Origin of the sequence: Providencia sp. PROV197 (assembly GCF_028479625.1) — a bacterium.
Taxonomy (GTDB): Bacteria; Pseudomonadota; Gammaproteobacteria; order Enterobacterales; family Enterobacteriaceae; genus Providencia; species Providencia vermicola.
Map to the genome: position 1 here is coordinate 194488 of NZ_JAMPNZ010000018.1, position 25067 is coordinate 219554.

At 40.9% G+C, this 25067-nt stretch carries 23 protein-coding genes; 17 read left to right on the plus strand and 6 right to left on the minus strand.

What is annotated here, in order from left to right; all coding sequences use genetic code 11:
- Window positions 1-8: 8 nt before the first annotated feature.
- Genes ureC through PR808_RS10905 form a run of 4 tightly spaced genes read right to left on the minus strand, consistent with a single transcriptional unit; the run spans window position 9 to window position 3208 of the window.
- Window positions 9-1712, minus strand: a complete 1704-nt coding sequence (gene ureC, locus PR808_RS10890) for an urease subunit alpha (RefSeq protein WP_272539286.1) — start codon at window positions 1710-1712, stop codon at window positions 9-11.
- 2 nt (window positions 1713-1714) lie between these two features.
- Entirely contained in the window at window positions 1715-2038 is a 324-nt protein-coding gene (locus tag PR808_RS10895; protein ID WP_219244484.1) for an urease subunit beta, read from the minus strand.
- Between the two features lie 8 nt (window positions 2039-2046).
- Window positions 2047-2349, minus strand: coding sequence for an urease subunit gamma (locus PR808_RS10900; protein ID WP_206083661.1), 303 nt, complete (start codon window positions 2347-2349; stop codon window positions 2047-2049).
- Between the two features lie 22 nt (window positions 2350-2371).
- Window positions 2372-3208: an urease accessory protein UreD gene (locus tag PR808_RS10905; RefSeq protein WP_206083662.1), complete on the minus strand. Its 837-nt coding sequence runs from the start codon at window positions 3206-3208 to the stop codon at window positions 2372-2374.
- Between the two features lie 694 nt (window positions 3209-3902).
- On the opposite strand from PR808_RS10905, the gene PR808_RS10910 reads away from it, so the two are divergent.
- From PR808_RS10910 to PR808_RS10935, 6 genes are all read left to right on the plus strand, one after another.
- Entirely contained in the window at window positions 3903-4790 is an 888-nt protein-coding gene (locus tag PR808_RS10910; protein WP_272539287.1) for an AraC family transcriptional regulator, read from the plus strand.
- Window positions 4791-5044: 254 nt separating this feature from the next.
- Entirely contained in the window at window positions 5045-6622 is a 1578-nt protein-coding gene (locus PR808_RS10915; RefSeq protein WP_272539288.1) for an ABC transporter substrate-binding protein, read from the plus strand.
- A complete protein-coding gene (locus tag PR808_RS10920; RefSeq protein ID WP_442960060.1) occupies window positions 6607-7590 on the plus strand; it encodes an ABC transporter permease in 984 nt (327 codons plus the stop codon). The genes PR808_RS10915 and PR808_RS10920 overlap by 16 nt, the downstream gene beginning before the upstream one ends.
- Window positions 7587-8399: an ABC transporter permease gene (locus PR808_RS10925; protein ID WP_206083666.1), complete on the plus strand. Its 813-nt coding sequence runs from the start codon at window positions 7587-7589 to the stop codon at window positions 8397-8399. Before PR808_RS10920 ends, PR808_RS10925 begins: the two co-directional genes overlap by 4 nt.
- Window positions 8393-9169 (plus strand): ATP-binding cassette domain-containing protein, encoded by a 777-nt coding sequence (locus PR808_RS10930; protein ID WP_206083667.1) that lies wholly within the window; start codon window positions 8393-8395, stop codon window positions 9167-9169. Before PR808_RS10925 ends, PR808_RS10930 begins: the two co-directional genes overlap by 7 nt.
- Before the next feature lie 14 nt (window positions 9170-9183).
- A complete protein-coding gene (locus PR808_RS10935; protein WP_206083806.1) occupies window positions 9184-9792 on the plus strand; it encodes an ATP-binding cassette domain-containing protein in 609 nt (202 codons plus the stop codon).
- 26 nt (window positions 9793-9818) lie between these two features.
- On the opposite strand, the gene PR808_RS10940 is transcribed toward PR808_RS10935, so the two are convergent.
- A complete protein-coding gene (locus PR808_RS10940) occupies window positions 9819-11378 on the minus strand; it encodes a S8 family serine peptidase (protein ID WP_272539290.1) in 1560 nt (519 codons plus the stop codon).
- A gap of 379 nt (window positions 11379-11757) precedes the next feature.
- Between PR808_RS10940 and PR808_RS10945 the strand changes: the two genes are divergently transcribed.
- The 8 genes from PR808_RS10945 (at window position 11758) to PR808_RS10980 (ending at window position 20600) form a co-directional block, all read left to right on the plus strand.
- Window positions 11758-11931, plus strand: coding sequence for a hypothetical protein (locus PR808_RS10945; RefSeq protein ID WP_375083682.1), 174 nt, complete (start codon window positions 11758-11760; stop codon window positions 11929-11931).
- 233 nt (window positions 11932-12164) lie between these two features.
- A complete protein-coding gene (locus PR808_RS10950) occupies window positions 12165-14366 on the plus strand; it encodes a TonB-dependent siderophore receptor (RefSeq protein WP_272539291.1) in 2202 nt (733 codons plus the stop codon).
- Between the two features lie 84 nt (window positions 14367-14450).
- Window positions 14451-15560, plus strand: coding sequence for an ABC transporter substrate-binding protein (locus PR808_RS10955; RefSeq protein WP_154633311.1), 1110 nt, complete (start codon window positions 14451-14453; stop codon window positions 15558-15560).
- A 265-nt stretch (window positions 15561-15825) separates the two neighbouring features.
- On the plus strand, window positions 15826-16485 hold the full coding sequence (locus PR808_RS10960) for a helix-turn-helix transcriptional regulator (RefSeq protein ID WP_206083670.1): 660 nt from the start codon (window positions 15826-15828) through the stop codon (window positions 16483-16485).
- Window positions 16486-16496: 11 nt separating this feature from the next.
- Window positions 16497-17564, plus strand: coding sequence for an alanine racemase (locus PR808_RS10965; protein ID WP_206083671.1), 1068 nt, complete (start codon window positions 16497-16499; stop codon window positions 17562-17564).
- A gap of 15 nt (window positions 17565-17579) precedes the next feature.
- On the plus strand, window positions 17580-18740 hold the full coding sequence (locus PR808_RS10970) for a M20 family metallopeptidase (protein WP_206083672.1): 1161 nt from the start codon (window positions 17580-17582) through the stop codon (window positions 18738-18740).
- Window positions 18741-18749: 9 nt separating this feature from the next.
- The gene (locus tag PR808_RS10975) at window positions 18750-19211 is read left to right on the plus strand and encodes a RidA family protein (RefSeq protein ID WP_206083673.1); all 462 of its coding nucleotides are present in this window, start codon (window positions 18750-18752) and stop codon (window positions 19209-19211) included.
- A gap of 93 nt (window positions 19212-19304) precedes the next feature.
- On the plus strand, window positions 19305-20600 hold the full coding sequence (locus tag PR808_RS10980) for an MFS transporter (protein ID WP_206083674.1): 1296 nt from the start codon (window positions 19305-19307) through the stop codon (window positions 20598-20600).
- A gap of 50 nt (window positions 20601-20650) precedes the next feature.
- Here PR808_RS10980 and PR808_RS10985 read toward each other — a convergent pair whose 3' ends face one another.
- Window positions 20651-21550, minus strand: a complete 900-nt coding sequence (locus tag PR808_RS10985; RefSeq protein WP_272539292.1) for a LysR family transcriptional regulator — start codon at window positions 21548-21550, stop codon at window positions 20651-20653.
- A 100-nt stretch (window positions 21551-21650) separates the two neighbouring features.
- On the opposite strand from PR808_RS10985, the gene PR808_RS10990 reads away from it, so the two are divergent.
- From PR808_RS10990 to PR808_RS11000, 3 genes are all read left to right on the plus strand, one after another.
- The gene (locus PR808_RS10990; RefSeq protein WP_272539293.1) at window positions 21651-22982 is read left to right on the plus strand and encodes an MFS transporter; all 1332 of its coding nucleotides are present in this window, start codon (window positions 21651-21653) and stop codon (window positions 22980-22982) included.
- Window positions 22983-23381: a hypothetical protein gene (locus PR808_RS10995; protein ID WP_272539294.1), complete on the plus strand. Its 399-nt coding sequence runs from the start codon at window positions 22983-22985 to the stop codon at window positions 23379-23381.
- 165 nt (window positions 23382-23546) lie between these two features.
- Window positions 23547-25010 carry an MFS transporter gene (locus tag PR808_RS11000; protein WP_272539295.1) on the plus strand — a complete coding sequence of 488 codons (1464 nt, stop codon included), beginning with the start codon at window positions 23547-23549 and terminating at the stop codon, window positions 25008-25010.
- Window positions 25011-25067: the final 57 nt, after the last annotated feature.

The following is a 25067-nucleotide window of genomic DNA, read 5'->3' on the forward strand; positions in this document are numbered from 1 at the left end:
ATCAGGGGTCAGAATAAAAAGTAACGTTGTGCCATTGGCAACTCAGTGGCTGGCTCACACACCAGCGGTACGCCATCGGCTTTAACAATATAGGTTTGAGGGTCTAGCTCAATATGCGGCACATAGCTGTTGTGCACCATGGAGGCCTTGCTGATATTGCGGCAACCCTCAACACGGCCGATTAAGCTTTGTAAGCCAAGCTTTTCGGGGACGCTCGCCTCAATCCCCGCTTTTGACATAAAAATCATCGAGGTTTGGTACTTCGCTTTACCGAGAGCGCCATACATTGGGCGGTAATGCACAGGTTGCGGCGTTGGAATGGCGGCGTTGATATCCCCCATTGGCGCATACGCCACAAGGCCACCTTTCATGATAAGCGCAGGTTTGACGCCAAAAAATGCGGGGTCCCACAGGATGATATCGGCTAATTTGCCTTTCTCTATCGATCCGACTTCATGAGCAATACCATGGGCTAACGCAGGGTTGATGGTGTATTTCGCCACGTAGCGCTTAATACGGTTGTTATCGCTGTCTGGGGTATCGCCTTCCATCGTGCCGCGTTGCAATTTCATTTTGTGGGCACATTGCCACGTGCGCATAATCACTTCCCCAACACGCCCCATAGCTTGGGAGTCCGAAGACATCACGGAAATCGCCCCCATATCATGCAAAATATCTTCGGCGGCAATGGTTTCACGGCGAATACGTGACTCAGCAAAGGCCACATCTTCAGGAATTGACGGGTCAAGGTGATGGCACACCATCAACATATCCAGATGTTCGTCCACTGTATTGATGGTGTACGGCATGGTTGGGTTGGTCGAGGCGGGCAAAATATTTGGCTCCCCAACGGATTTGATCACGTCAGGGGCATGACCGCCCCCTGCGCCTTCTGTATGGAACACGTGGATCACGCGCCCACCGATGGCTTTTACTGTTTCTTCGTAGAAGCCGCCTTCGTTTAAGGTGTCGGAGTGAATTGCCACTTGCACGTCCATTTCATCGGCGACATTCAAGCAGTTGTGGATTGCCATCGGGGTTGCGCCCCAGTCTTCGTGAATTTTCAGGCCAATTGCGCCTGCGGTCACTTGCTCACGAATGGCTTCGGGTTGACTTACGCAGCCTTTACCAAATAGCCCCACGTTAATTGGCAGCTCATCTACGGCCTCTAACATGCGGTACATATTCCAAATGCCCGGTGTGACCGTTGTGGCGTTAGTGCCTGCGACAGGGCCTGTTCCACCACCAATAAAGGTGGTGACACCAGAAACTAAGCCTTCTTCGGCTTGCTGCGGGCAAATAAAGTGAATGTGGGTATCGACGCCGCCTGCGGTGACAATTTTGCCTTCACCCGCGACCACTTCTGTACCAGGGCCAACCACGATATCCACATTCGGCTGTACATCAGGGTTACCCGCTTTACCAATACCTGCAATACGGCCATTTTTGATGCCGATATCGGCTTTAACGATGCCCCAATGGTCTAAAATAATGGCGTTGGTGATCAGCACATCGACACATTTATCGCTAGTGACTTGGCTTTGCCCCATACCATCACGAATGACTTTACCGCCACCAAATTTGACTTCTTCCCCATAGGTGGTGAAGTCTTTTTCAATTTCTAAAAACAGTTCTGTATCTGCTAAGCGTACACGGTCGCCTTGGGTTGGCCCAAACATATCCGCATACGCTTGCCGTGAGATGGTTTTCATGGTTATTTCTCACTCTCTAATTTACCCATGACTTTGCCATGGAAGCCGTAAATTTCTCGTTTACCGCTAAATGCCACCAATTCCACCGTGCGGCTTTGGCCTGGTTCAAAACGCACCGCCATACCCGCAGGGATGTTTAAACGAAAACCGAGCGTGCCGTCTCGTTCAAATTTCAAAAAATCATTCACTTCATAAAAGTGGTAATGAGAGCCGACTTGAATCGGTCTATCACCATGATTTGCCACTTGAATGGTTTTGGTTTCACGACCCGCATTCAGTTCGATGTCGCCTAAAGCCTGATTCACTTTAATTTCACCGGGGATCATATTGCCGCCTATACAATTGGGTCGTGAATGGACACAAGTTTTGTGCCGTCAGGGAATGTGCATTCCACTTGAATGTCTTTGATCATTTCAGGCACGCCTTCCATGACTTGCTCCGCACTGAGCACCGTTCTGCCTTCGCTCATTAGTTGGGCGACCGTTTTTCCGTCACGTGCGCCTTCCATAATGGCGCAGCTTATTAGGGCAACGGCTTCTGGGTAATTCAGTTTTAACCCACGGGCTAAGCGCCTTTCAGCGACAAGGCCTGCGGTAAAAAGCAATAACTTATCTTTTTCTCTTGGGGTGAGTTCCATTTTTGCTCCTAAAACGAAAAATTTATGTTGCCCAAATACGGGGAGGTTCAGGGCAATAACCTAGCCAATACTGCCGCGTGGTTTGCCAAATATGGGCAAAACACGCCATCATCGGCTCAGTTTGCGTGCCTAATAATCGTAAAACTAAAATGCCATCCACATCCGTTAGCCCATACTCAATGGGGCTATCCGTTGGGGATAAAAAATCACCTAAATGTTGTTGGATTTTTTCTTTTAATTCATCACTGGCAGGGTAAATGTACATCGACCCCATCATGGGAAACTCACGCATGACAGCAGACTGTTTTTGTGTGCCATCGATAAACAGGGATTCAGTCAGCGTAAGGGTGTCATCAATGTAAAAATTAAAGCGCCCACGCACATCGCCATTTTCAAACCATTCCCCCAAAACAGGGCGGCCTAAACATTGAATTTCCCAGCCGATAAATTTTGATGATGCAGCGACGTGTATATGGGTTTCTAGCCTAACCTGTGCATCAGGGAAAAAAATATTTTCCTGCGGTAGCCACTCTAAAAAGCCCTCAGCGGCAACCGTTAAATTCTGTACTTGTCGGGCAATACCGCCTGCGCTGCGATAAAATTTGGTCGCACCTGGGGTGGTCAGCAGTGAATGGGCATACGGCTGCACGTCAATATTAATCAGGAGTTTATCTCCACCCACCACACCACCAGGGGGATGAAGTAAATAGGTGTGGGCAACCCTTGGTTCGGGGTAAAATGGCCTTTGCACCATTAAAGGGCCGATATGTTGTTTATCGGTCAGGCGTGTTGTACCCCGTTTGAGTTCATAGCGTAAAAAAATCTCAGCTAACCAACCTGATCCTGAAAACTCAGACATACTTTCTCCTGCAAATCAGGTAATGAACAATACGCGAACATGTTTAGTTATACCCCTCACCGAATGGTTTGGGCTTTAGGGGCTGTTTATCTTTGATGGTCAATTTTTATTCGAATTAAAGCCATTTTAGGCAAGAGTCTCTCAACGTCGCATCAAATGAGTGAAACGTGCTTTAATCGAACCCGTAGGGCAGTATTTATGCACAATACTTAACTCAAATAATAAGTCAGCTTGATTGACACACTTTTATCTATTTTTTGAATTGTTTTTTTTGACCTTTTTTAGCTGTAAAAATCAGCAGCAAAGATAAACAGCCCCTAAGTGGTATAAGCCAATGCAAGTAGGGTAGGATGTGAATGAACACGAAAAATAATTATCTATAATGATGCGTTATAGGCTCGTATTCATCTGACGCGCGATTTTACACCTTCTATCGAAAATTGCCTTTCAATTAAATAGCAATTTATTTAGAAAAATGCACAATGCATAAAATAACAGTAAAAAATGAGCGGATCTCTATATTGCGATTTTTACTTAACAGGACTATATTCTGAGCCGCATTCTAGCAAGGTAGCGGAAGCCATTAACTAGCGTAATTATTTGCTATTTATCTGAATGGCTGTATTTCTGTCTGCCCATCAAGCTGCTTTTTCTAGCAGATGATTTCTGACTTTGACCAAAGTTTATTGAGATTATGGAATATAAATATTTTCTTTCATCAAGCCAAATGGTGTTAAAAGCGTTTTATATTGAAAGCGCGATGATAGCCATGCTGCAAGGAGCGAAAGGGAATGTGGTGATTAATGGTCAATCTATTGATGTTCAGTCTAATTTGACGCTCATTATTCCAAAATACAGCCAAGTCTCCTGCAATATGGAGTGCGCATCTAATCAATCGATTGAGCTGCACACACTGTCGATTGCGGACTCAGAGTTAGAATCGGTCTTTTTATTATTAAAGACCTTAATGAAGTCAGGCGCGCCGCTAACGAGCCACGTTCCCACGTTTCAGGTATTAACCCCTGAAACGGTCAGTGATAATTTCAGTTTGCTCAAGCAATGTTTACCATTAAAACAACAAAGCCAATCTCAAGAAGCGTTGTTAATGAAGCAAAGCCTGTACTTTATTTTACTGGCGATATACCAAGCGGGCGTCGATATTCTCAACATTTTCCGCTTTAATTATGATGAGCCGAAAAACCAAGCCATTACCCATTTAATTACCCAAGAACCGCAGAAAAAATGGCACTTAGAGGATGTGGCTAAGGTCTTATTTACCACACCATCGACGTTGCGTAGGCACCTTAATCGAGAAGGGGTATCATTCCGCCAATTATTATTGGATGTGCGAATGGGAATGGCATTAAATTATTTAACCTTCTCAAATTATTCGGTATTTCAAATTAGCCATCGATGTGGGTTTGGTAGCAATGCCTATTTTTGTGATGTATTTAAGAAAAAATACGCCATGACGCCATCGCAATTTCGGTTGCAATCAAGGCAGTCTAATGACCGGTCTTTTATAACTGATTTATCGTTAAACTCCACGCCTATTGAATTTGATAAAGACGTGGAAGCGTAAATTTTACTTTTTGATTTATTAAGGTAAATCAAAAAGGGGCTGAGTTTTTACGAATTATTCATTAAATTCGAAGTTCTATTGATATAGAACGTAGAAAGCGTGGTTTAAAATTTAATATAACTAAACATTGTTACTCTACGCACAGTGAATATCTCACCAATAGCGGCAATTAATGGTTACCAATATCATTAACTGCCTGATGATGTTTTATTTTTATTTAGTGATAAAAATAAAACCAAACTATCGAGGGATGTATGATTAAAAATATCGTTGCGGCTATGTGTTTAATGGGGCTGACGCTGCCATCACAGGCCGCAGAACCAGCTCATTCACAAACATTACGTTTAGCGATTGGCGCAGAACCGACTGAAGGTTTTGACCCAATGCTCGGGTGGAGCCACGGCAGCTACCTTCTGTTACACAGCCCATTACTCAAACAAAAAGCCGACCTTTCATGGCACAGCTATATGCTGGAAAACTACCAACACAATGCCGATGGGAAAGAGTGGACATTAACGCTAAAAAAAGGATTGAAATTTTCAGATGGTTCGCCATTAACTGCAAAAGATGTAGTATTTACCTACAATAATGCCGCTGCGAGCGGCGGCAAAGTGGATATGGGTAACTTTGCAAAAGCTGAGGAAATTGACCCATTAACCGTCAAAATCACCTTATCTTCTCCACAAAGTACTTTTATCAATGTATTAGGCTCCCTTGGGATTGTTTGTGCTGATAAATACGATGCAAAAACCTATGCGCATAACCCAATTGGCGCAGGACCATACCGTTTAGTGGCGTTCCAGCCAGGGCAGCAATTAATTGTTGAGCAAAACCCGTACTACGCTGGGCCAAAAAATGATTTCAATAAAATGGTTTTCGTCTTCCTTGATGAAGATGCGGCCTTTGCTGCGGCACAAAGTAACCAGCTGGAAATTGTCCGTATTCCCGCAGCGGTGGCTGCCAATGCTAATAACGTTAAAAACATGAAGTTAGTGGAGCGCTATAGTGTGGAAAACCGTGGTATTTCCTTCCCAATTCCACCAGCAGGTGGAAAAGATGCACAGGGTAACCCTGTGGGGAATGATATTACCTCTGATGTTGCGGTGCGTAAGGCGATTAATTACGCTTTTGACCGTAAATTATTAGCCGCATCTGTCCTCGAAGGTTTTGCTGTTCCCGCTTATACAGGTGTGGCAGGGCTACCGTGGAATAGCCCTGATTCCGCCTTTAAAGATGGCGACACCGAAAAAGCCAAATCTATTTTAGAAGAGGCGGGCTGGAAGCTGAATAAAGATGGCCTGCGTGAAAAAGACGGCAAAGTGGCAAAACTGACACTCTGGTATGCCAGCGGTGATACCACACGCCGTGATTTAGCCCAGGCTATCCGCTCAAGCTTAAAACCTATCGGCATCGAAATGGATTTAAAATCGGGAAGTTGGGAAACCGTTGAGCGCAATATGCACGCCAACCCAACCTTGTTTGGTTGGGGCAGCTTAGACCCAATGGAAATTGTCCATAACTACAGTAGTAAAGCCGCAGGCGTTGGTTTCTATAATCCAGGTTATTATAAAAATGTAGCGGTTGATGAGTTAATTGAAGAAGCACTGCGCCAACCAGACCAAAATGCGGCTATCCCGTTATGGCAAAAAGTGGATTGGAATGGCACAACGGGCGTGGGCATTAAAGGGGATGCCGCATGGGCTTGGTTGATGAACTTACAACATATTTATTTGCTGAATAATTGTGTGGATTTAGGCACCAGTGCGCCTGAAATTCACGGCTCTTGGTCAGTGTTAAATAACGTTGATGAATGGGCATGGACTTGCCAGTAATGCGAACGACTCTTGGGCTTTTATTGCGTTTTATCTGTTTGTTGACTGTGACAGCGGCAGGGATCTTTATCCTGTTAAGCTATTCGCCTATCGACCCAATAAAAGCCTATATCGGTAATGATTTATTGCATGTCCCCCCCGAGCAATACGCCTTAATTGCGGCTCGCTGGGGGCTTGACCAGCCGCTATGGCTGCAATTTTGGCGCTGGTTTTCACAAATGTTACAAGGGGATATGGGCTATTCCATGTTGTACAACACCCCCGTTGTGCAAGTGATAGCGGATCGCCTTGTTCCCTCGTTAGCACTGCTTGTTTGCGCTTGGCTTTTTTCGGGTATCGTTGGATTTGTGTTGGGCTTAGTCGCAGGGCGTTATCTCAACCGCTGGCCAGATAAGCTGATTTCAACCCTTAGTTACCTATTAGCATCTATTCCTGTATTTTGGGTCGGATTATTACTGCTTTCGCTGTTTGCGGTGTCATTGCAGTGGGCGCCGATTTGCTGTGCATGGCCGATTGGTTTAGATGAAGAAACGGCGACATTTTCCCAAAAACTTCATCACCTTGTTTTACCTGTGATTGCGTTAGGGATGTTGGGCGTAGGGAATATTGCCTTACACACCCGAGCAAAAGTAATGGAAGTAATGAACAGCGAGTTTATTCATTACGCCCAAGCGCAAGGGGATAAAGGTTGGTCAATGATAGGTTTTCATGTACTTAAACATGCTATCACCCCAGCCATTTGTTTGCAGTTCGCGTCTGTGGGCGAATTGCTCAGTGGGGCGCTTCTTGCTGAGAAAGTGTTTGCGTACCCAGGGCTGGGGCAAGCGACCATCGATGCGGGTTTACGAGGCGATATCCCCTTATTGATGGGGATTGTGATGTTGTGTGCCACTCTGATTTTTTTCAGTAATACGGTTGCCGATGTCTTATTGAAAAAAGTGAATAAGGGAGTGATGAGAGACGCATGACCTACAACCCAAATCGAGCGCTATTTAAATTAATTATCTCACTAACGTTATTGGTTATTTTAGCGAGCTATGCCGTGTGGTTGTCATCTGCCGACATTGAAATGAACCTATTGGATAGGCGGCTTGCCCCTTCTTGGGCTCATTTATTTGGTACGGATAATTTAGGCCGAGACCTCTTCGAAAGAACATTCCAAGGCGTCGCGACTAGCTTACAAATTGGTTTGATTGCGGCTGTATCCAGTGGGTTTATCGCTTTAGTGATGGCCGGGTTGTCTTCCGTGAGCAAAGTGATGGATTACGCGGTACGCGGCGTCATTGATGCACTATTAGCATTGCCACATCTTTTGTTACTCGTACTAATTTGCTTTACTTTGGGCGGCGGAAAAATGGGGGTAATCTGGGCGGTCGCGCTCACTCACTGGCCTAAGCTTACCCTGATTTTGCGTTCCGAGTTACTGCGAGTGAAGCAGGCGGATTACATCATGCTATCCCAGCGTATTGGCAATAGTGCCGTTTACCGTTGGCGTTACCATTATTTACCCATGATTTTACCGCAGTGGATGGTCGGTACGTTGTTGATGTTCCCACACGCGGTACTTCACAGTGCGGCACTGAGTTTCCTTGGCTTTGGGCTATCGCCACATGAACCTTCATTGGGTATTTTATTGTCAGATGCACTACGTTATCTCAGTACAGGGGCGTGGTGGCTGGTGGTGTTTCCCGGTGTCGCTTTGATGGGGTTAGTGTTGTTATTTGACCAATTTGCAAAAGCCGCGGCGCAGCTATGGCTAAAGGGGGCAACATGTTGAGCTTAGATAAGCTGACTATTGATGTCGCAAAATTTCGTTGGTTAGGGCGTAAACAGTGGTCACCATTACTGCAAGACATTTCACTCGATATTCAGCCAGGGGAAATGGTCGCTTTGATTGGTGGAAGCGGAGAAGGAAAAAGCCTTTTATTACAAAGTGTTCTAGGCTTATTGCCAGATAATATGCGCAGCCAAGGAAATATCAGTCTGAATGGCAATGCATTGACGGAAGAAAACAAGGCACAGCATCGCGGCAACTCGTTATGTTATATACCTCAAGGGGTTAGTGCTCTAAATCCCTTGATCCAAATTGGTCCTCAGCTTGAAAGGGCTGCAGTACTCAGCGGCCAACACATTAAAATGCACGATGTGGCGCGCCATCTTCAGCAATATAACTTGCAAGAAAATTTGGTGAATAGCTACCCAAGCCAGTTATCTGGAGGAATGGCAAAGCGAGTACTGGCAAGCAGTGCAACATTATCCCGTGCACAATATATCCTCGCGGATGAGATTTCGTCTTGGTTGGATGATGAACATGCGCTGCAACTGCTTGAAAATATGAAATCCTTGTGCCGTGATGGGCGAGGTATTTTATGGGTTACTCATGATTTATCCATGGCGGTGCGTTTTGCTGACCGTGTTGCATTACTGCGTAATGGGGCGCTAGAGGATGTGTTAAGTAGCCAAACCTTAAAACAAGGCGGTGGTGGAAAATGGCTGCAATCCTTGTGGAATGCACTACCAGAACATCAATTTATGGCAATGAAATGAAGGATATCGAACCCATTTTAGCGGTTAAAAACCTGAATATTGATCAAGGTGGGAAAGCCCTTTGGCGGGACTTTAGTTTTTCCCTTGCGCCGAATGAACGCCTCGGTATCTCTGCACCCAGCGGTTTTGGTAAAACAACGCTTGGTCGCGTTTTAGCACAGTGGCAAGCACCTTCTAATGGTTCGATTCTATTCACGGGAAAGCCACTTTCTAAGCAAGGTTATTGCCCCATTCAACTTGTTCCCCAGCACCCTGAAAAAAGTTTTAATCCCTATCGCACGGTAGGGGCGAGTTTACGTGATGCTTGGCAACCTGACTCAGACTGGCTTGAACGCTTTTCTATCAAACCACAATGGTTGGAGAGACGGCCTACTGAGTTATCTGGAGGGGAGCTGGCGCGGATTGCATTGTTACGGGCTCTTGACCCACGAACACAAATTTTAATTGCGGATGAAATTACTGCGCAGTTAGATGCGCACTTACAAAAAGAGATTTGGCAGTTTTTAATTCAGCTTTCAGAAGCACGCCCCTTAGGAATGATTATTTTTAGTCATAACAAAGCGTTACTTGAAAAAGTTTGTACATCTGTCTTAACCCTTGAAGGGGGAAATGCCGCCACGTGATAGACGGCGGCTTGAATATATGCAAACTACGCGCTTTCGGGTAAGTCTGACTTGCGGATGATGCTATCAACGATACCAAACAAGTAATCTACATTGGGTCGACAACCAATACCGTGTGATACACCTTCAGTATAATTTGATGCAGCAATAACGGTACGCATTTGCCACGGAGATAATATTGCCCCTTGTTTTTTCGCGTAATCTTGAATTAACGCTAATGCACCTGAGCATAATGGTGTAGCGCTGGATGTACCCGAATAATTATTTGAATAATTGCGGTTGTTCCCTGGTAATTTTTGTAATGAGCCATAACCTGTTGTGGTGACACTCCAGTCTCCCCAAGAATTCACAAAGGCAACTTCTGGGTTATAGTTCGAGAAATAAGCCCGTGTTCCGTTTTGGTGGTTACAAGCACCCACTAAAATACTGCCACTATCACCGAAATCCTGCATCACGCCAGGTTCACTTAAATCCAATCCGCCATTGCCCGCCGCAAGGATAACTGTTGCACCTTTATCCACGATAATTTTCATACGTTCCCACCAGCTACGTATTGCAGTGGCAGGGAGCAGTTTTCCTCCAACACTAAACTGTATATCTAGGCTGACAATATCACCAGGCTGCACATGATTGACGATTAAATCTAGGTCACCTGTGTCATAGAAGTAAAATTGGCAGTGATGGGCAATACCTGTAACACCAAATTTATTGAGCGTTGCTACGATACAGCCTGTTGATGCAGTGCCATGATTACAGTCTTCACTTTCTGGGCGGCTATTCACCACAACGATATTTGAGTCGATTAAATCCTCATGGTTTCGGTAGACTCCAAAGTCTAAGTGACGTACGACTGCGGATGAACCATTAATATTTTTTGCCCATGCATCGCGGATGTTCATCCCTTTGGGCGCATCAAGGTAAGTTTGTCTTGGCGTAAAATCAGGGGTAATAAAATCGTCACTTTCGCTTTTAATATCGTCAAGTTGCTCAGGGTTTACGGGCAGTTCTGGGGCCAGATACCCTGTGGTATCTGGAGTGACGGAACAATACTCGACATAATCTAAACTCTCTATTTGTTCCGCTAGCTCAACTAAGATTTCAAATTTACCGTCTCCATGGAACGTAAAATAATCATATTCATTTAATGTGTCATAAATTAATGACCTTTTTAATTCTAAAGTCGGGAGCTTTGAGTAAAAAGTTAAATCTTGTTTTATTTTATCATAATTTTTCTTTTTTGCTTTTATATCTAAATAATAATTAGAAACACCAGCTATTTTTTGATTGATTGTTTTTTCTTTAGTGGTGGTTTTAATTTTGTTTTTTCTTTCACCTTCGCTGATATGAAAATAAATTTCCTTTGATTGGATGTTTGCTGTGTTTTCAGCCTCCAGGCTAATCTCTACACGATAGTGACCTGATTTATCGATAGAAAATAAATGACTTTCACCTGTGGTTTCGGTTTTTTCTATAATTTCATCATTTAAAAGCAAATGAATTGATAATAATTTATTTTCTTTATTATTGAATTCAACAAAAATCCCATTGGTATAAATATCAATGAATTTGAAAATTTTAATATTCATAGTTTCTCTTTTAATTAAATTAGTATATGGAATGAATTATTTTGAAAATAAAAATGCATTTAAATACGAGTGATTATTTAAAATAAAAAAGGTATTTATGACAATGTTAATAATTGGCTTGAATTTAATATAAATTAATATTTATATTTTTAATAAGGCTGAATTTATTTTCAGTTTTGACAAATATCATAGGGAAACGGTTTTCTTCCACTTATTTTTTATCTTCAAATAAAAATGATAAACATTGTTAATACTAAGGTGAATATATGTCTTATAAATTAAATTACCTCACTGCATTGTGCGATGTAGTCCCACAACGGGAAATCGCTATTTCATTTACCTGACATTATCCACTGCTGTGATGTCCAGCACAGGGCCGATGACCTTATTATCCCCAAAAGGGTTGATTTATGATGAAGGTCTATTGGGGGCAATGAAAATTATTCGTAATGCATTAAAAAAAGAAAATCGCCCGCAATTTTTACGTATGTTCCGCCATTTTCGACAAAACCGTGGAAAGCTAAATTACATTGCCGTGGTCAGTGTGAAATGAAATAAGGAATGCGCACTCATATGCTCAAGGATGCGCTGAAAACGTTACCTAACACAAATAACCTTTTAATTCATTACTGTAATGATAATAATTCTTATATTGAACGTGATTATCAGTTACTATTGCGAATAGTTTTTCCGCAATATAGTTAGCGGCGATTTAATCATGTGTCGTTATTGGTTCTGGCGCTGATAACGATGGTATCAATAATTATATTTAAAGGTTTTAACTCAATGAAAATAAAACATCTTTTTATTCTCTCCCCTTGCTTGCTACCTTTTATATCCCCCTCGGTATTGGCCGCTGATAACAAAGAAGAGAAAATTACTGTCTCTGCAACTCGTGGCTACAAATCAGTTTCAGAAATGGCACAAACCACTTGGGTCATTGATAACGCCGAAATTGAGCAGCAAGCAGAGGGTGGGAAAGAGTTAAAGGATATTTTATCGCAGTTAATTCCAGGAATGAGCGTGAGCGGCCAAGGCCGTACAAACTACGGGATGAATATGCGTGGTCGCTCAATGATAGTGATGGTGGACGGGGTACGCCTTAACTCCTCACGTAGTGACAGTCGCCAGTTAGATTCGATTGATCCTTTTAATATCAATCATATTGAAGTCATTTCTGGTGCGACTGCGATGTACGGTGGCGGCAGTAGCGGTGGTTTAATTAATATCGTGACAAAAAAAGGCCAAGAAGAAAAACAAGTTTCCCTGCAATTAGGTGGGAAAACAGGTTTTAATAACGGGAAAGATCATGATGAAAATGTCGCGGCAGCAGTGAGCGGTGGTAATGAAAATGCGTATGGTCGTATTTCTGTCGCCTATCAACGCTATGGTGGCTGGTATGATGGTAAAGGCGACGCGATTAATATTGATAATACCCAAACAGGGTTACAGTTTTCCGATCGTCTCGATGTGATGGCATCAGGCTCCGTAAAAATAAATGAAACACAACAGATTCAAGCGACCTATCAGCACTATAAAAGCGAGTCTGATGGTAAGCATGGCTTATATTTAGGCAAAGATTTTTCTGCAGTGAAGGGGGATGGTAAGGCCTATAACAGTGGTAAATTAAGTTCAGACCGCTTACCAGGCACTGAGCGTAACTTGCTTAATTTACATTATTCAAATGCAGATATGTTTGGGCAAGATTTTGTTGCTCAGGTCTACTACCGTGATGAATCACAAAAATTTTACCCGTTCCCAACGTTAACAGGAAAAGAGGTTTCGAGTATCAGTTCCTCTGATCAACAAACCAATTTCTATGGCACTAAGCTGACATTTAATAGTCAGCCCCTTGATGAATTGACGCTAACTTATGGTGTCGATGCGGAGCACGAGCAATTTCGTGCAAACCAAATGTTTTTTGATTTGGAGCGTGCAAAAGAATCAGGGGGAATGGATCTCACCAAAGCGTTCCAAATTGGCCGCTACCCAAGCTATACCACCACAAACATGGCGACATTTTTACAAAGCAGCTATGACATCACGCCTATGTTTACCTTAAGCGGTGGTGTGCGTTACCAATATACTGAAAACAAAGTGGATGATTTTGTTGGTTATGCACAGCAAGAAGCTATTGCGAATGGCAATGGTAAATCCGCAGATGCCGTACCTGGTGGGAAAACCGATTATAACAATTTACTGTTTAACGCAGGGTTGCTGGTTAACCTAACTGAAGAGCAACAAACGTGGTTTAATTTCTCCCAAGGTTTTGAAATCCCTGATATTGCGAAATATTACGGAACCGGTGATTATGTGAAGACCCCAGATGCCAATGGACACTATCACCTAAATAAAAGCGTTAACATCAATGATACCAAAGTTAAAGGGGTTAAAGTGAATTCCTTTGAGTTAGGTTGGCGTTACACCGGTGAAAACCTGCGCACGCAAGTTGCAACCTATTATTCTTTATCTGATAGAAGTTACGGCATTAATAAAGATGACATGACCATCTATATGAAAACCGATAAACGCCGTATCTATGGGGTAGAAGGTGCCGTTGATTACTTCTTTGACGACTCAGACTGGAGTATTGGTAGTAACTTCAACCTGCAAAAATCAGAAACCAAAGTGAACGGTAGCTGGGAAAAATGGAGTGTTGACTTCGCAAGCCCGTCTAAAGTTAACGCTTACGTGGGTTGGGAACCGAATGATTGGTCATTGCGCTTACAAAGCCAGCAAACATTTAACTTAACGGATGCCGCAGGTAAAAAACTGGATGGCTATAATACCGTTGATTTATTAGGTAGTTATATGCTTCCAGTGGGGAAAGTGAGCTTTGCGGTTGAAAACTTACTGGATAAAAACTACTCCACGATTTGGGGGCAGCGTGCACAAGGGCTGTATAGTCCGAAATACGGTGCCGCTAACCTTTATGACTATAAAGGTCGTGGCAGAACCTTTGCACTTAACTACAGCGTGACGTTCTAATCTGACGTTTTAGTTGATGACAAAGCCACTTAATGGTGGCTTTATTTATTCAGAATTAATTAAATTTAAAGTAAAAGGTACCCCATGAAATTATTTCTCACAGGGTTATTGTGCTTACTGAGCTTCTGGGGGCAGGCAAAAACGCCAACAGTGATCACTGACTTACAAGACCGTAAAGTGACGGTTAATCTTCCCGTTGAAAAATTATTTTTAGTGGATAGTCGTGATATTTTGCCAGTAGATATCGCTGCGGGCAAATCGGGGATTTCTCGTATTACGGGATGGAGTGATTCATTAACGCAGTATGCCCCTGATTTAAAAGAAGCCTATTTTAGTGTGCTGCCTGAATTAGAAAAAATTCCAACCTTGAAGAAAACCCGTGAAGCGGGGCTGCAAGTTGAAAAGCTGATTGAGCTTGCTCCTGAAGTGATTATTATGCATAAAGCCAATTACGGTGCGATGCGTGATAGCCAAATTCTACCGCAGCTTGAGGCGGCAGGAATTCAGGTGATATTTATCGATTTTCGAATGGATATTGTCAAAAACACCCCAAAAAGTATTTTGTTATTGGGAGAGCTATTAGGTACACAAGAACGTTCCGCACAGTTTGCGGCGCTATACCAAGAAAAATTGTCAGCGATAGAATCCCAACTGACAGAGCCATTTCCTTCTGTACTCATTGAAGCCAATGCAGGCTTATTTGCAGATAACTGTTGCCAATTATATGGGCGTTCAGGTTATGGTGTTTTAGCGTCTTTAGCGGGGGGAAATAACCTTGTAGCAGACAGTTTCCCTGCAAAAGGGGCTGATAGTTCGATTGAGAATATTATTACATTAAACCCTGAGTTTTATTTTTTAACTGGAGCTGATTGGCATAATTTTAACCGCCGTTCAATTGCTGTCAGGTTAGGATACCGTGCAAACAAATCAGATGCACAGAAGCAACTGGCGGTATTATTAGATAGACAAGGGATATCTTCATTAACGTCGGTAAAAGAAAAACGTGTAATGGCGATTTACCACAATTTTTATAATAACCCAATGAACATATTTGCCATTGAAGCTATGGCAAAATTTATGCACCCCGAAAGGTTCAGTACATTAAACCCTGAACAAAACTTAACTGATTTCCAACAACAATTTACCCAGTTGCGCACAGATGGCGTGTTTTGGGTGACATTGCCGTTAAAATAAATATCCTAACTTTTTGTTGGCGCAGTTAGCTAACAAAAAGTTAGATTCAGAACTTTATTATCTCTAGGTTATTTTTCCTTTAAAATCCTTGTAGTATCAAGCCTCCCGTAATTTTTCTTAAAATGCTATTATTTCTGTTAGAAAAAATAGCAGAATTTTTGTTAGCTAAAATCAAGATATAGATCACAAATTACTCAAATCTCGATTGAGTCTCCATAATGATCTAACTAATATTTAGTTAGGCTTAAAATAAGTTTGGTAGAAAATGAAAATAATCCAAGACAACTTTGAAATGTTATTGGCTGTGATGAAAGGTATTGCAGGCCAGTTTGGTGAGAATTGTGAGGTGGTATTGCATGACCATAGTAAAGGTCTTGAAAGCAGTATCGTTGCGATTATCAATGGGCATGTCACTAAGCGAAAAGTGGGCGACCCAAGTAGTAATTTAGGGCTTGAAGTGTTACGTGGAACAGATGTGGATGGTGATAAGTACAATTATTTCACCCAAACAAAAGACGGGAAAATGTTACGTTCAACATCCATCTATTTACGTGACGAAAATGGCAAAGTGTCTGGGGCTCTTTGTATTAACCAAGATATATCAGAGTTTATTGCTGCGGAAAAAGCCATTCAGGGGATCACCCAGAGAAACAGTGTTGAGCAAGATCCAATCAAAGAAGTGTTTGTGACAGACGTAAATGAAATTTTGGATCATCTAATTCAGGAATGCATGCAAGTCATAAAAGTGCCTGTTATCAACATGACGAAAAAAGAAAAAATGGATGCCATTAAATTCTTTGATGATAGAGGTGCTTTTTTAATTAAAAAAGCAGGCGAGAAAATTTGTGAGTTTTTAAATATTTCCAAATATACCCTTTATACCTATTTGGGCGAATTAAAAGGGGAAGACAATAATGAAGAATAAGAGAGGTTTTTATGCCAATTACGCCTTATGTTGCGTTGGATTTACAGCAACTTGAAAAAAATGTCAGGGGCATGACAGGCAAGTTAACACAGCAGGGAATCGAACATTGGCCACATATCAAAACACACAAATCAGTAGAGTTGGCTAAGTTTGAAATACAATGTGGCGCTAAAGGGATAACTTGTGCCACATTGCATGAAGCAACCATCATGGCAAAAGGTGGGATAGAAAATATTCTTTTAGCTTACCCCATGGTTGGAGAAGAAAAATGCCAACAGTTTGTTGAGTTAGCAAAGTACGTTAATTTAAGGACTATTGTTGATAGTGTAAAAGGTGCGAAGCAATTATCATCCGCGGCGACTCAAGGAAATGAAATTGTCGAAGTTTATATTGCGGTAGATTATGGTGCACATCGTGAAGGTATCCAACTTGAAGATTTAGAGCCATTTGCATTAGAAATACAAAAACTATCCAATTTAAAAATAATAGGTGTGTTTACTTATGCGGGTACTATTTACCAATATCGCACAGAACCTGAAATTCGCAAAGCCGCAAAAGCGGAGGCTGAGCTTCTGTTATTATGTCAAAAAAGGCTAGAAGCGATTGGTATTGATATTCAACGTACATCTGGTGGTTCAACGCTCTCATCTTTTTATGCGGATGAATTAAAAGGGATTACAGAATCGAGGGCGGGTAATTTTATTTTCGGTGATATGAATGCGATTTATGGGGGGATTTATACACCGAAAGATTGTGCATTAACCATCCGAACAACAATAGTTAGTATTCCTGTTCCTGGTTATGCAACAGTTGATGCAGGAACGAAAACATTAACTTCAGATCAATCTGCAGAAGCTGGGTTTGGGTATATTGTAGAAGACCCAAATATTAAATTAGTTAAACTCAATGAAGAGCATGGTTATCTTCGTTATGATCCAGAGATAGTAAAATTAAATATCGGAGATATATTAAATATTATTCCAAACCATAGCTGTGTTATTCCAAACTTAACAAATAAAATATACGCATTAAATAATAATGAAATAGACCATATTATTACACCAGACGCACGATATTAATTATCGGAGAATAAAATGTATAAATTAAATAGTCAGCAACAAAATGAGTTGCTTGAGCTTCTTTGCGCCTTAATTAAGCATAAGTCTGAAAATCCACCAGGAGAAGAACAGCAGGTTGCTGAATTTATATATCATTATTTTAAGCAAGAAAATATTGATGTTGAGATGCAAGAAGTTGCTCCTGGTAGGCCAAATGTTATTGCCCATTTGAAGGGAACAGGAAAAGGGAAACATCTTTTATTTAACGGACATATTGATGTGGTTCCTTGTGGCTGTGGTTGGAGTACTGAACCTTTTGAACCCGTAATTAAAGATGGCAAAGTATTCGGTCGTGGTGCCGCTGATATGAAATCAGGGGTTGCCGCTATGATGTATGCTGCGACTTTATTAAAGCGCAACCAAGATGTATTTTCAGGGGATTTAACGTTAGTTTTTAATGTTGACGAAGAAAGAATTAATCTGGGTATGTTGCACTATATTAAAGATGGAGTTAGTGCTGATTACGCCATCATTGGCGAGCCAACCTCACTTGATGTTTGTATTGCGCATAAAGGAGTCAGTCGTTATAACCTGAGCACAAAAGGAACTGCGGGGCATGCAGCAAAAACACGGTATCCAGATAGTGCAATTTCTAAAATGGCAAAGATACTACCAGCATTAGAACAACATCGTGCTTCTGTTGAAGAAATAGAGCATCAATTGTTAGGTAAGGCTTCCATGATTATTACCACGATCAATGGGGGAACAGCACCAAATATTGTACCTCAACATTGTGATATTGAAATTGATAGGCGTTTAGTTCCAGGAGAAGATAAACATAAGGTTGAACAAAAAATTCACCAAGCAATTGCGGAATATAACCAAGGTGAAGAAGTTGAATATCATTTAGATAATTACTTGTTTATTCCTGCATCAGATATTCCCGTTGACCATGAACTCACTCAGGTAGCCTTAGAAACAGTCAGTCGTTTTGCAGAAAAAACAGTACAGCCACAGATATTTGAAGCAACATGTGAAGCACCTTTTTTCTCTGTGACGAGCAAAATTCCAACACTAATTATGGGGCCTGGGGGCTTAGCTCAAGCACATGTTAAGGATGAGTTTGTTGAAATAAGCGAATTGTACCTTGCAGCAGAAATTTATTATGACATGGCAAATATATTGCTAAATAAATAGGAATAATTAATGAATATTGAAAAGAAACTAGAAGAAAAAGGAATTACATTAGCCACACCAGGGGCTCCTAAGTTTTCATATGTCTCAATTAAGCAATACGGGGACTTATTATATACCTCAGGGCATGATTGCCAAAAAGACGGTGTATTAATTCATACAGGAACATTAGGAAAAGAATTAACTGTCGAACAAGGTCAGGAAGCAGCTAAACAGTGCATTATTAACATATTTTCATCATTAAAAGCCTATTTAGGTGATTTAGATAAAATTGACGAGTGTATAAAATTATTAGGTTTTGTACAGAGTACCAATGATTTTAAAAACCAACCTCAAGTCATGAATGGGGCTTCAGATTTTTTAATTGAAATACTTGGAGATAATGGAAAACATGCGCGTTCAGCAATAGGTACAAATACATTACCTTTTGATACGCCAGTGGAAATAGAACTGATATTAAAATTAAAGTCGTAAATAATAGATAAAAAATAAAGATTATTAATAAAATAAATCTGCGGAGTAAATATTATTCCGCAGGGTCCTGTTACGTCTTAAAGGTACTTAATTATGTCACTACATGCGAGTAAAAGACTAAAGCGCTGGCAATTTATTGCGCTCACATTCTTGCTGATAGCAGGTATCATTAACTTTTTAGATAGAGCATCTCTTTCTATTGCAAACTCTACAATAAGTAAAGAATTAGGATTTAGTGCAACACAAATGGGGCTGCTATTGTCAGTCTTCTCGTTTGGTTATGCATTATGCCAGTTGCCAATAGGCATGGTCATGGAACGTTTTGGTGTTAAAAAAATCTATGGTTTTGGCTTATTTTTATGGTCGTTAGCTCAGACTGTTACAGGCTTATTATCATCATTTACTCACTTAATCATTGCGCGTGTTTTCTTAGGTATTGGTGAAGCACCTCATCTACCAACAGGCGTTAAAGTTGTTAATGACTGGTATAATATTCGTGAGCGTGGTTTACCAATGGGGATTGTTAATATGTCCTCTACACTCGCACAAGCATTAGCTCCACCATTATTAATTGCGTTAATGCTAGCGTTTGGGTGGCGTACCATGTTTATTATTATTGGTATCAGCGGTATCATTCTTTCAATCCTATGGTTCATTTTCTATCGTAACCGTGAGCAATTAGATTTAACTGAAGAAGAATTAAGTTATTTAAATGATGGTGCTCCGCCTTCATCATCCAATAAAGTTTCTTTTAAAGAATGGGCATCTTTATTTAAACAACGCTCATTATGGGGAATGATTATCGGTTTTAATGGTGTGGGTTACATGGTTTGGTTATATTTAACTTGGTTGCCTGCATATTTAGAGAGTTCACGTGGTTTAAGCCTAGAAAAAACAGGTTGGGTTGCTGCTATACCGTTTTTATTTGGTGCATTAGGTATGTTAGTGAATGGTGTTGTTGCAGACTATGTTGTTAAACGTGGCGCAGATAAAATGAAAAGCCGTAAATGGATGATTTGTTTAGGGCTATTATCTGCAGCAATATTTACATTACCCGCAGCATATACAGACAGCACTTTCTCAGCAGTTGCATGCATTAGTATGGCGCTGTTTTCTATTCACTTTGCTGGGACATCTGCGTGGGGACTCATTTTAGTTTCGGTTCCTTCACGTCTAATTACTTCTGTTAGTGGGATTCAGAATTTCGGTGGCTTTATTGGTGGTTCATTTGCACCGATTGTCACAGGTATTATTGTTGACCAAACACACTCATTTACGCTGGCATTAGTTGTATGTGCAACAGTGGCATTTTTAGCATCGTTGGTTTATTTCTTCTTTGTGAATGAACCTATTAAAGATCCAGCTGAGATGCAGTTACAGAATGCTTAAGTTTTAAGGGGTAGTTATAAATTGAAAAACCACCAATATCGGTGGTTTTTTTACGATTCAATTCGAATGTTGGATACCAAATAATCAATAAAAGTCCGTGTCTTAGCGGGTAAAACAGAAGTGCTCGGGTAAAGTAGTTGAATGTTTTGCTTGGATAAATGGTATTCAGGAAGAACGCGGACTAAACGTTTAGCGTTTAAATCCTCATTCACCAGCCAAGCAGGGCAAATAGCGATGCCTAAAGAGGCTAATACCATTTGGTGGATAACTGCAGCGGAGTTGGACTCATATTGACTTGTTATTGAGGGAATACTGAAGTTTTCTCCACAGTTATTTTGCATAACATATTGGGTATCTTGCCAATTTAACAGCGAATGATTCACCCAAGGTACGAGTGCAAGGTCAGAAACCTGATTAATTTGGTATTTTTGAACAAATTCAGGGCTAGCAACCAAATAAATATTGTAGTCACCTAATTTTTTCATTTTGAGTGATGAGCTTTTTAAATTACCAAGTCGAATAGAGACATCAAGTTTTTCTGTAATTAAATCATCTAGAGATGAATTGACGGAATATTGTAATTTTAACCTAGGATAAAGGCGGCAAAATTCAGGAAGCAAGGGAAGAATAAAGCGTTGACCAAATTCACTTGTTGATGAAAAGCGTAATAAGCCTGAAATATTAGTACCTAAATTCTGGCTCTTTTCAAAGGCCTCATTAATTTGACTTTGAATATGTTTAAAGTCTTCGTAAAAATGTTTCCCAACCTCGGTTAGGGCAATATTACGGGTATTTCGCGTTAGTAAACTCACATTTAACTCAGTTTCTAATTGCTTTATGTCAACACTGACCATTGAGCGACTTAGCCCTAAAATATCCGCAGCCTTGGTGAAAGAGCCTGAATCTACGACCTGAAGAAAACTGATAATTTTTTTTAAATTCCTTTGCATAATGGTATTTATTGTTCTGTTTTATTAAACAATGATTTTACTTCTCTTGTATCGACAAAGAAAGGAGTAATCCTTACTCTTTGCCGCTATAGGGGGGGGTATGTCTTATCGTTATAAAATTGCGACCGTGTTTTTACTCGGTTTCTTTATTGATTGTATTAATATTTTTATGTCAGCAATTGCATTGCCTGATATCGCATCATCATTTTCGGCTAGCCAATCACAGGTGGCATGGGTTGCGAATGCGTATATTTTAGGGCTAGTGCTAGTGATGCCGATCAGCTTGTGGCTAGCGGGGCGGTTTGGTAATCAAAAACTACTGTGTTATTCAATGTTACTTTTCACGCTTGCAGTGTGGCTAAGTGGTTCAAGCCAGTCTATTTATAGTTTGATTTTTTGGCGTTTTGTCCAGGGAATGGCTGGTGGATTATTAATTCCTGTAGGGCAAGCGCTCGTTTTTGCGTTATTTCCCAATAACGATCGCCAACGTATATCGACATTAATTATGACAGTGGCACTTATTGCTCCTGCTTTTTCGCCAGCGATTGGTGGCGTAATTATTGATTCGTTATCTTGGCATTGGATTTTTTATTCTAATATCCCATTTTCTTTATTAACGGCAGTGCTTGCTTGGGGTTGGATAAAAAATGATGGGCAAGCATCACGAGAAAAACCAGATATTTTCGGCCTGATAATGGTCAGTATCAGTTTACTTTGTTTGTTATTGTCTTTTTCGCTGTATAACGATTATCACAGTGTTGCATTGGCTCTTACCAGTTTTTTTACCTCAGTTGTGGTATTTATTTTTTACCTTAGCTATGCCAAAAAATGCCGCGAACCTATTTTAAATTTTCAGTTATTAAAAAATAGTAACTTGCGTAATGCCTTTATTGTTTATTACGCAGTGCCTGGTATTTTTACTGGGGTAAATTTGCTCAATATTTTTAACTTACAAATTAATTTGGGCTTTAATGCAGGGCAAACAGGATTATTTATGATTTTGTATGCGGCAGGAGCTGTTGTTTCGATGGTTTCTGGCGGGCGCCTTTATTTTCGTATAGGGAAAAAATGTTTATTTGTTCTCGGTATTGTATTGCATAGCTTGGGAATATTTTTGCTTTATTGGGTATCCAGTTCAGCACAATTAAGTTTGTTGGTGATGGCGTATTTATTGATGGGTATGGGGGGCGGATTAAGTGCAAATATAGCCCAAATCAGTTCACTGATGGATTTCAAAGATAAAGATTTATTGCAAGGAAGTGTGCTGTGGAATATTAATCGCCAAGTCGCTTTCAGCGTAGGTGCTGTCGTTTTAATTTCAATATTTAGTCTAATGCCATCTTCGGATCAGCTATCTAACTACCAATATACTTTTTTAATTGCTTCTATTCTTGGGCTATTTTCATTAATTTCAGTCAGTAAGGAAAAATAAATGCGTGATTCAATGCAAAAGGCACTGCAAAGCGTTGTCGATATACATGTGTTAATTGAAGATGTTTTCACGGGGCGCAATAGTGATAAAAGTATTGCTCCATTATTAGCTAGTTTTACTGAAAACTTTAAAATGGTCACCATCGGTGGGCATCGAATTGGCTTAACTGAGGTGGCAGGGCTATTTAGCGAAAATGTCGGTGCAAAACCCTCATTTCTGACAGTACCATTTGAGGTTATTCCGTTATTTGAAGCTGGCGAAAGGTGTTGGATTCAATATCAGGAACGACAAGAAAATGAAGGGCTCACAACATTAAGGACATCGACAGTCTGTATTCGAGTTGTCGATAACCAATGTTATTGGGAATATCTGCATGAAACCCCCGTTTTAAATAGCTAGTTTTTCCCTTTATTAATAAACAACGGCTGATTAGGCCGTTTTTTATGTTTAGTAGAAAATAATTTACTCGCTGATTTTATAAGTAATGATATTCATTCTCATTCCAATTGACCGTCGGTCGGTCATATTCTATGATGTAGTCATAACGAAGATGAGGTAGATGAAATGAGACGATTATTTTTGATCGTTGCCGTGTGTTTAGGCACATTTATGGCAACATTGGATATCAGCATCGTGAATGTGGCACTCCCTACAATTGGGGAAGATCTTGGGGCGAGTCTGTCGATGTTACAATGGATTATTGATGCATATGCGCTATGTCTATCTGCATTGATCCTTTCTGTTGGCCCTATCAGTGACCGCTATGGACGCAAAAAAGTGTGGTTAATAGGAATTGTGATCTTTACTTTAGGCTCTGCAATTTGTGCATTTTCAGTATCTTCTCAGATGCTAATTATTGGCCGAGTTATCCAAGGGATAGCAGCTGCAGCATTGATCCCTGGTGCGCTTTCAATTATCACTCAAGCCTTTAGCAACGATATTGAACGGATTAAAATTATTGGAATTTGGTCAGCAGTTAGCGCGCTTTCATTAATTATTGGCCCAATATTAGGGGGGTTTTTGGTTGATACCTTTAATTGGATGACGATTTTTTTAATCAACATTCCAATTGGTTTACTGACCCTATTGTTAGGGTGGATTGGGATCAATGAAAGTGCCGATCCCGAGAAAGCCGCTTTTGATCCTTTAGGGCAACTATTGAGTATTGTGGCGTTAGGTAGTGTTACTTTTGCTTTAATTGAAGCGGGGGATAAAGGCTGGGGAAATTATTTCACGCAAAGTGGATTAGCTATTTTTACAGTAGCGGCTTTAGCCTTTATTTGGGTAGAGAAACGGGTGGAGAAACCATTACTCCCTTTTTTCCTTTTTAAAACAAACCCTTTTTTCTTTCAATATAATATGGCCTCTTTTGCTCTGGGTTTTGCCACCTACAGCAATGTGTTTTTTATCGCGCTATTCTTACAAAAAGGCCAGGGGTGGGGTGCTTTTGATGCGGGGCTCCGTATGGCGCCAGAATTTATTGCGATGGCGATATTTTCATTTTCATTTGGCAAATTATCCCGTTTTTTAAGTGTACGTAATTTAATGGTTGTTGGATTTATTTTAATCGCGAGTGCATCATTGTTATTTACGCAGGTAAATTCTGAAACGGATTATCTGCCCATTGCATTGATATTATTCGTTTTGGGTGCTGGAATGGGGATGTCGACACCTGCAATTGGTGCTTTAGTGATGGCGAGTGTTGAAAAAGCGTATTCAGGCATTGCATCAGCGATAATGAATGCATTAAGACAGACAGGGATGACATTAGGGATAGCGCTATTAGGCACATTAATGACTCACCGTGCGGTGAACCAATTACTCCATGATGATAGGTTAAATAGCGCGATGTCTTCTCAAGAAATCGAACGTTTGATTCATAGTTCTTCTGGTTCGATGCCATCGTTGCTGGTTGAACAACTGACGCGTTCTGCTTTTGTTTCAGGATTCAATGTGGCAATGTTTGGTGGTGCAATCGCGATTATGGCAACGTTATGCTTAATGATGAAAAATAAAGTGATGAAATAAAATTGCACTGAAAAAAAACACCTGCCTTGGCAGGTGTTTCAGACTGCTGACAAACCG

Excerpts from the sequence above, each read along its gene's own strand:
- PR808_RS10990 (WP_272539293.1), top strand. The coding sequence starts at position 21,651 with ATGTCTTATCGTTATAAAATTGCGACCGTGTTTTTACTCGGTTTCTTT.
- PR808_RS10940 (WP_272539290.1), bottom strand. The coding sequence starts at position 11,378 with ATGAATATTAAAATTTTCAAATTCATTGATATTTATACCAATGGGATT.
- PR808_RS10965 (WP_206083671.1), top strand. The coding sequence starts at position 16,497 with ATGCCAATTACGCCTTATGTTGCGTTGGATTTACAGCAACTTGAAAAA.
- PR808_RS10975 (WP_206083673.1), top strand. The coding sequence starts at position 18,750 with ATGAATATTGAAAAGAAACTAGAAGAAAAAGGAATTACATTAGCCACA.
- PR808_RS10920 (WP_442960060.1), top strand. The coding sequence starts at position 6,607 with ATGGACTTGCCAGTAATGCGAACGACTCTTGGGCTTTTATTGCGTTTT.
- PR808_RS10995 (WP_272539294.1), top strand. The coding sequence starts at position 22,983 with ATGCGTGATTCAATGCAAAAGGCACTGCAAAGCGTTGTCGATATACAT.
- PR808_RS10930 (WP_206083667.1), top strand. The coding sequence starts at position 8,393 with ATGTTGAGCTTAGATAAGCTGACTATTGATGTCGCAAAATTTCGTTGG.
- PR808_RS10985 (WP_272539292.1), bottom strand. The coding sequence starts at position 21,550 with ATGCAAAGGAATTTAAAAAAAATTATCAGTTTTCTTCAGGTCGTAGAT.
- PR808_RS10950 (WP_272539291.1), top strand. The coding sequence starts at position 12,165 with ATGAAAATAAAACATCTTTTTATTCTCTCCCCTTGCTTGCTACCTTTT.
- PR808_RS10955 (WP_154633311.1), top strand. The coding sequence starts at position 14,451 with ATGAAATTATTTCTCACAGGGTTATTGTGCTTACTGAGCTTCTGGGGG.
- ureC (WP_272539286.1), bottom strand. The coding sequence starts at position 1,712 with ATGAAAACCATCTCACGGCAAGCGTATGCGGATATGTTTGGGCCAACC.
- PR808_RS10945 (WP_375083682.1), top strand. The coding sequence starts at position 11,758 with ATGACCTTATTATCCCCAAAAGGGTTGATTTATGATGAAGGTCTATTG.
- PR808_RS10895 (WP_219244484.1), bottom strand. The coding sequence starts at position 2,038 with ATGATCCCCGGTGAAATTAAAGTGAATCAGGCTTTAGGCGACATCGAA.
- PR808_RS10970 (WP_206083672.1), top strand. The coding sequence starts at position 17,580 with ATGTATAAATTAAATAGTCAGCAACAAAATGAGTTGCTTGAGCTTCTT.
- PR808_RS10980 (WP_206083674.1), top strand. The coding sequence starts at position 19,305 with ATGTCACTACATGCGAGTAAAAGACTAAAGCGCTGGCAATTTATTGCG.
- PR808_RS10925 (WP_206083666.1), top strand. The coding sequence starts at position 7,587 with ATGACCTACAACCCAAATCGAGCGCTATTTAAATTAATTATCTCACTA.
- PR808_RS11000 (WP_272539295.1), top strand. The coding sequence starts at position 23,547 with ATGAGACGATTATTTTTGATCGTTGCCGTGTGTTTAGGCACATTTATG.
- PR808_RS10910 (WP_272539287.1), top strand. The coding sequence starts at position 3,903 with ATGGAATATAAATATTTTCTTTCATCAAGCCAAATGGTGTTAAAAGCG.
- PR808_RS10900 (WP_206083661.1), bottom strand. The coding sequence starts at position 2,349 with ATGGAACTCACCCCAAGAGAAAAAGATAAGTTATTGCTTTTTACCGCA.
- PR808_RS10915 (WP_272539288.1), top strand. The coding sequence starts at position 5,045 with ATGATTAAAAATATCGTTGCGGCTATGTGTTTAATGGGGCTGACGCTG.
- PR808_RS10905 (WP_206083662.1), bottom strand. The coding sequence starts at position 3,208 with ATGTCTGAGTTTTCAGGATCAGGTTGGTTAGCTGAGATTTTTTTACGC.
- PR808_RS10960 (WP_206083670.1), top strand. The coding sequence starts at position 15,826 with ATGAAAATAATCCAAGACAACTTTGAAATGTTATTGGCTGTGATGAAA.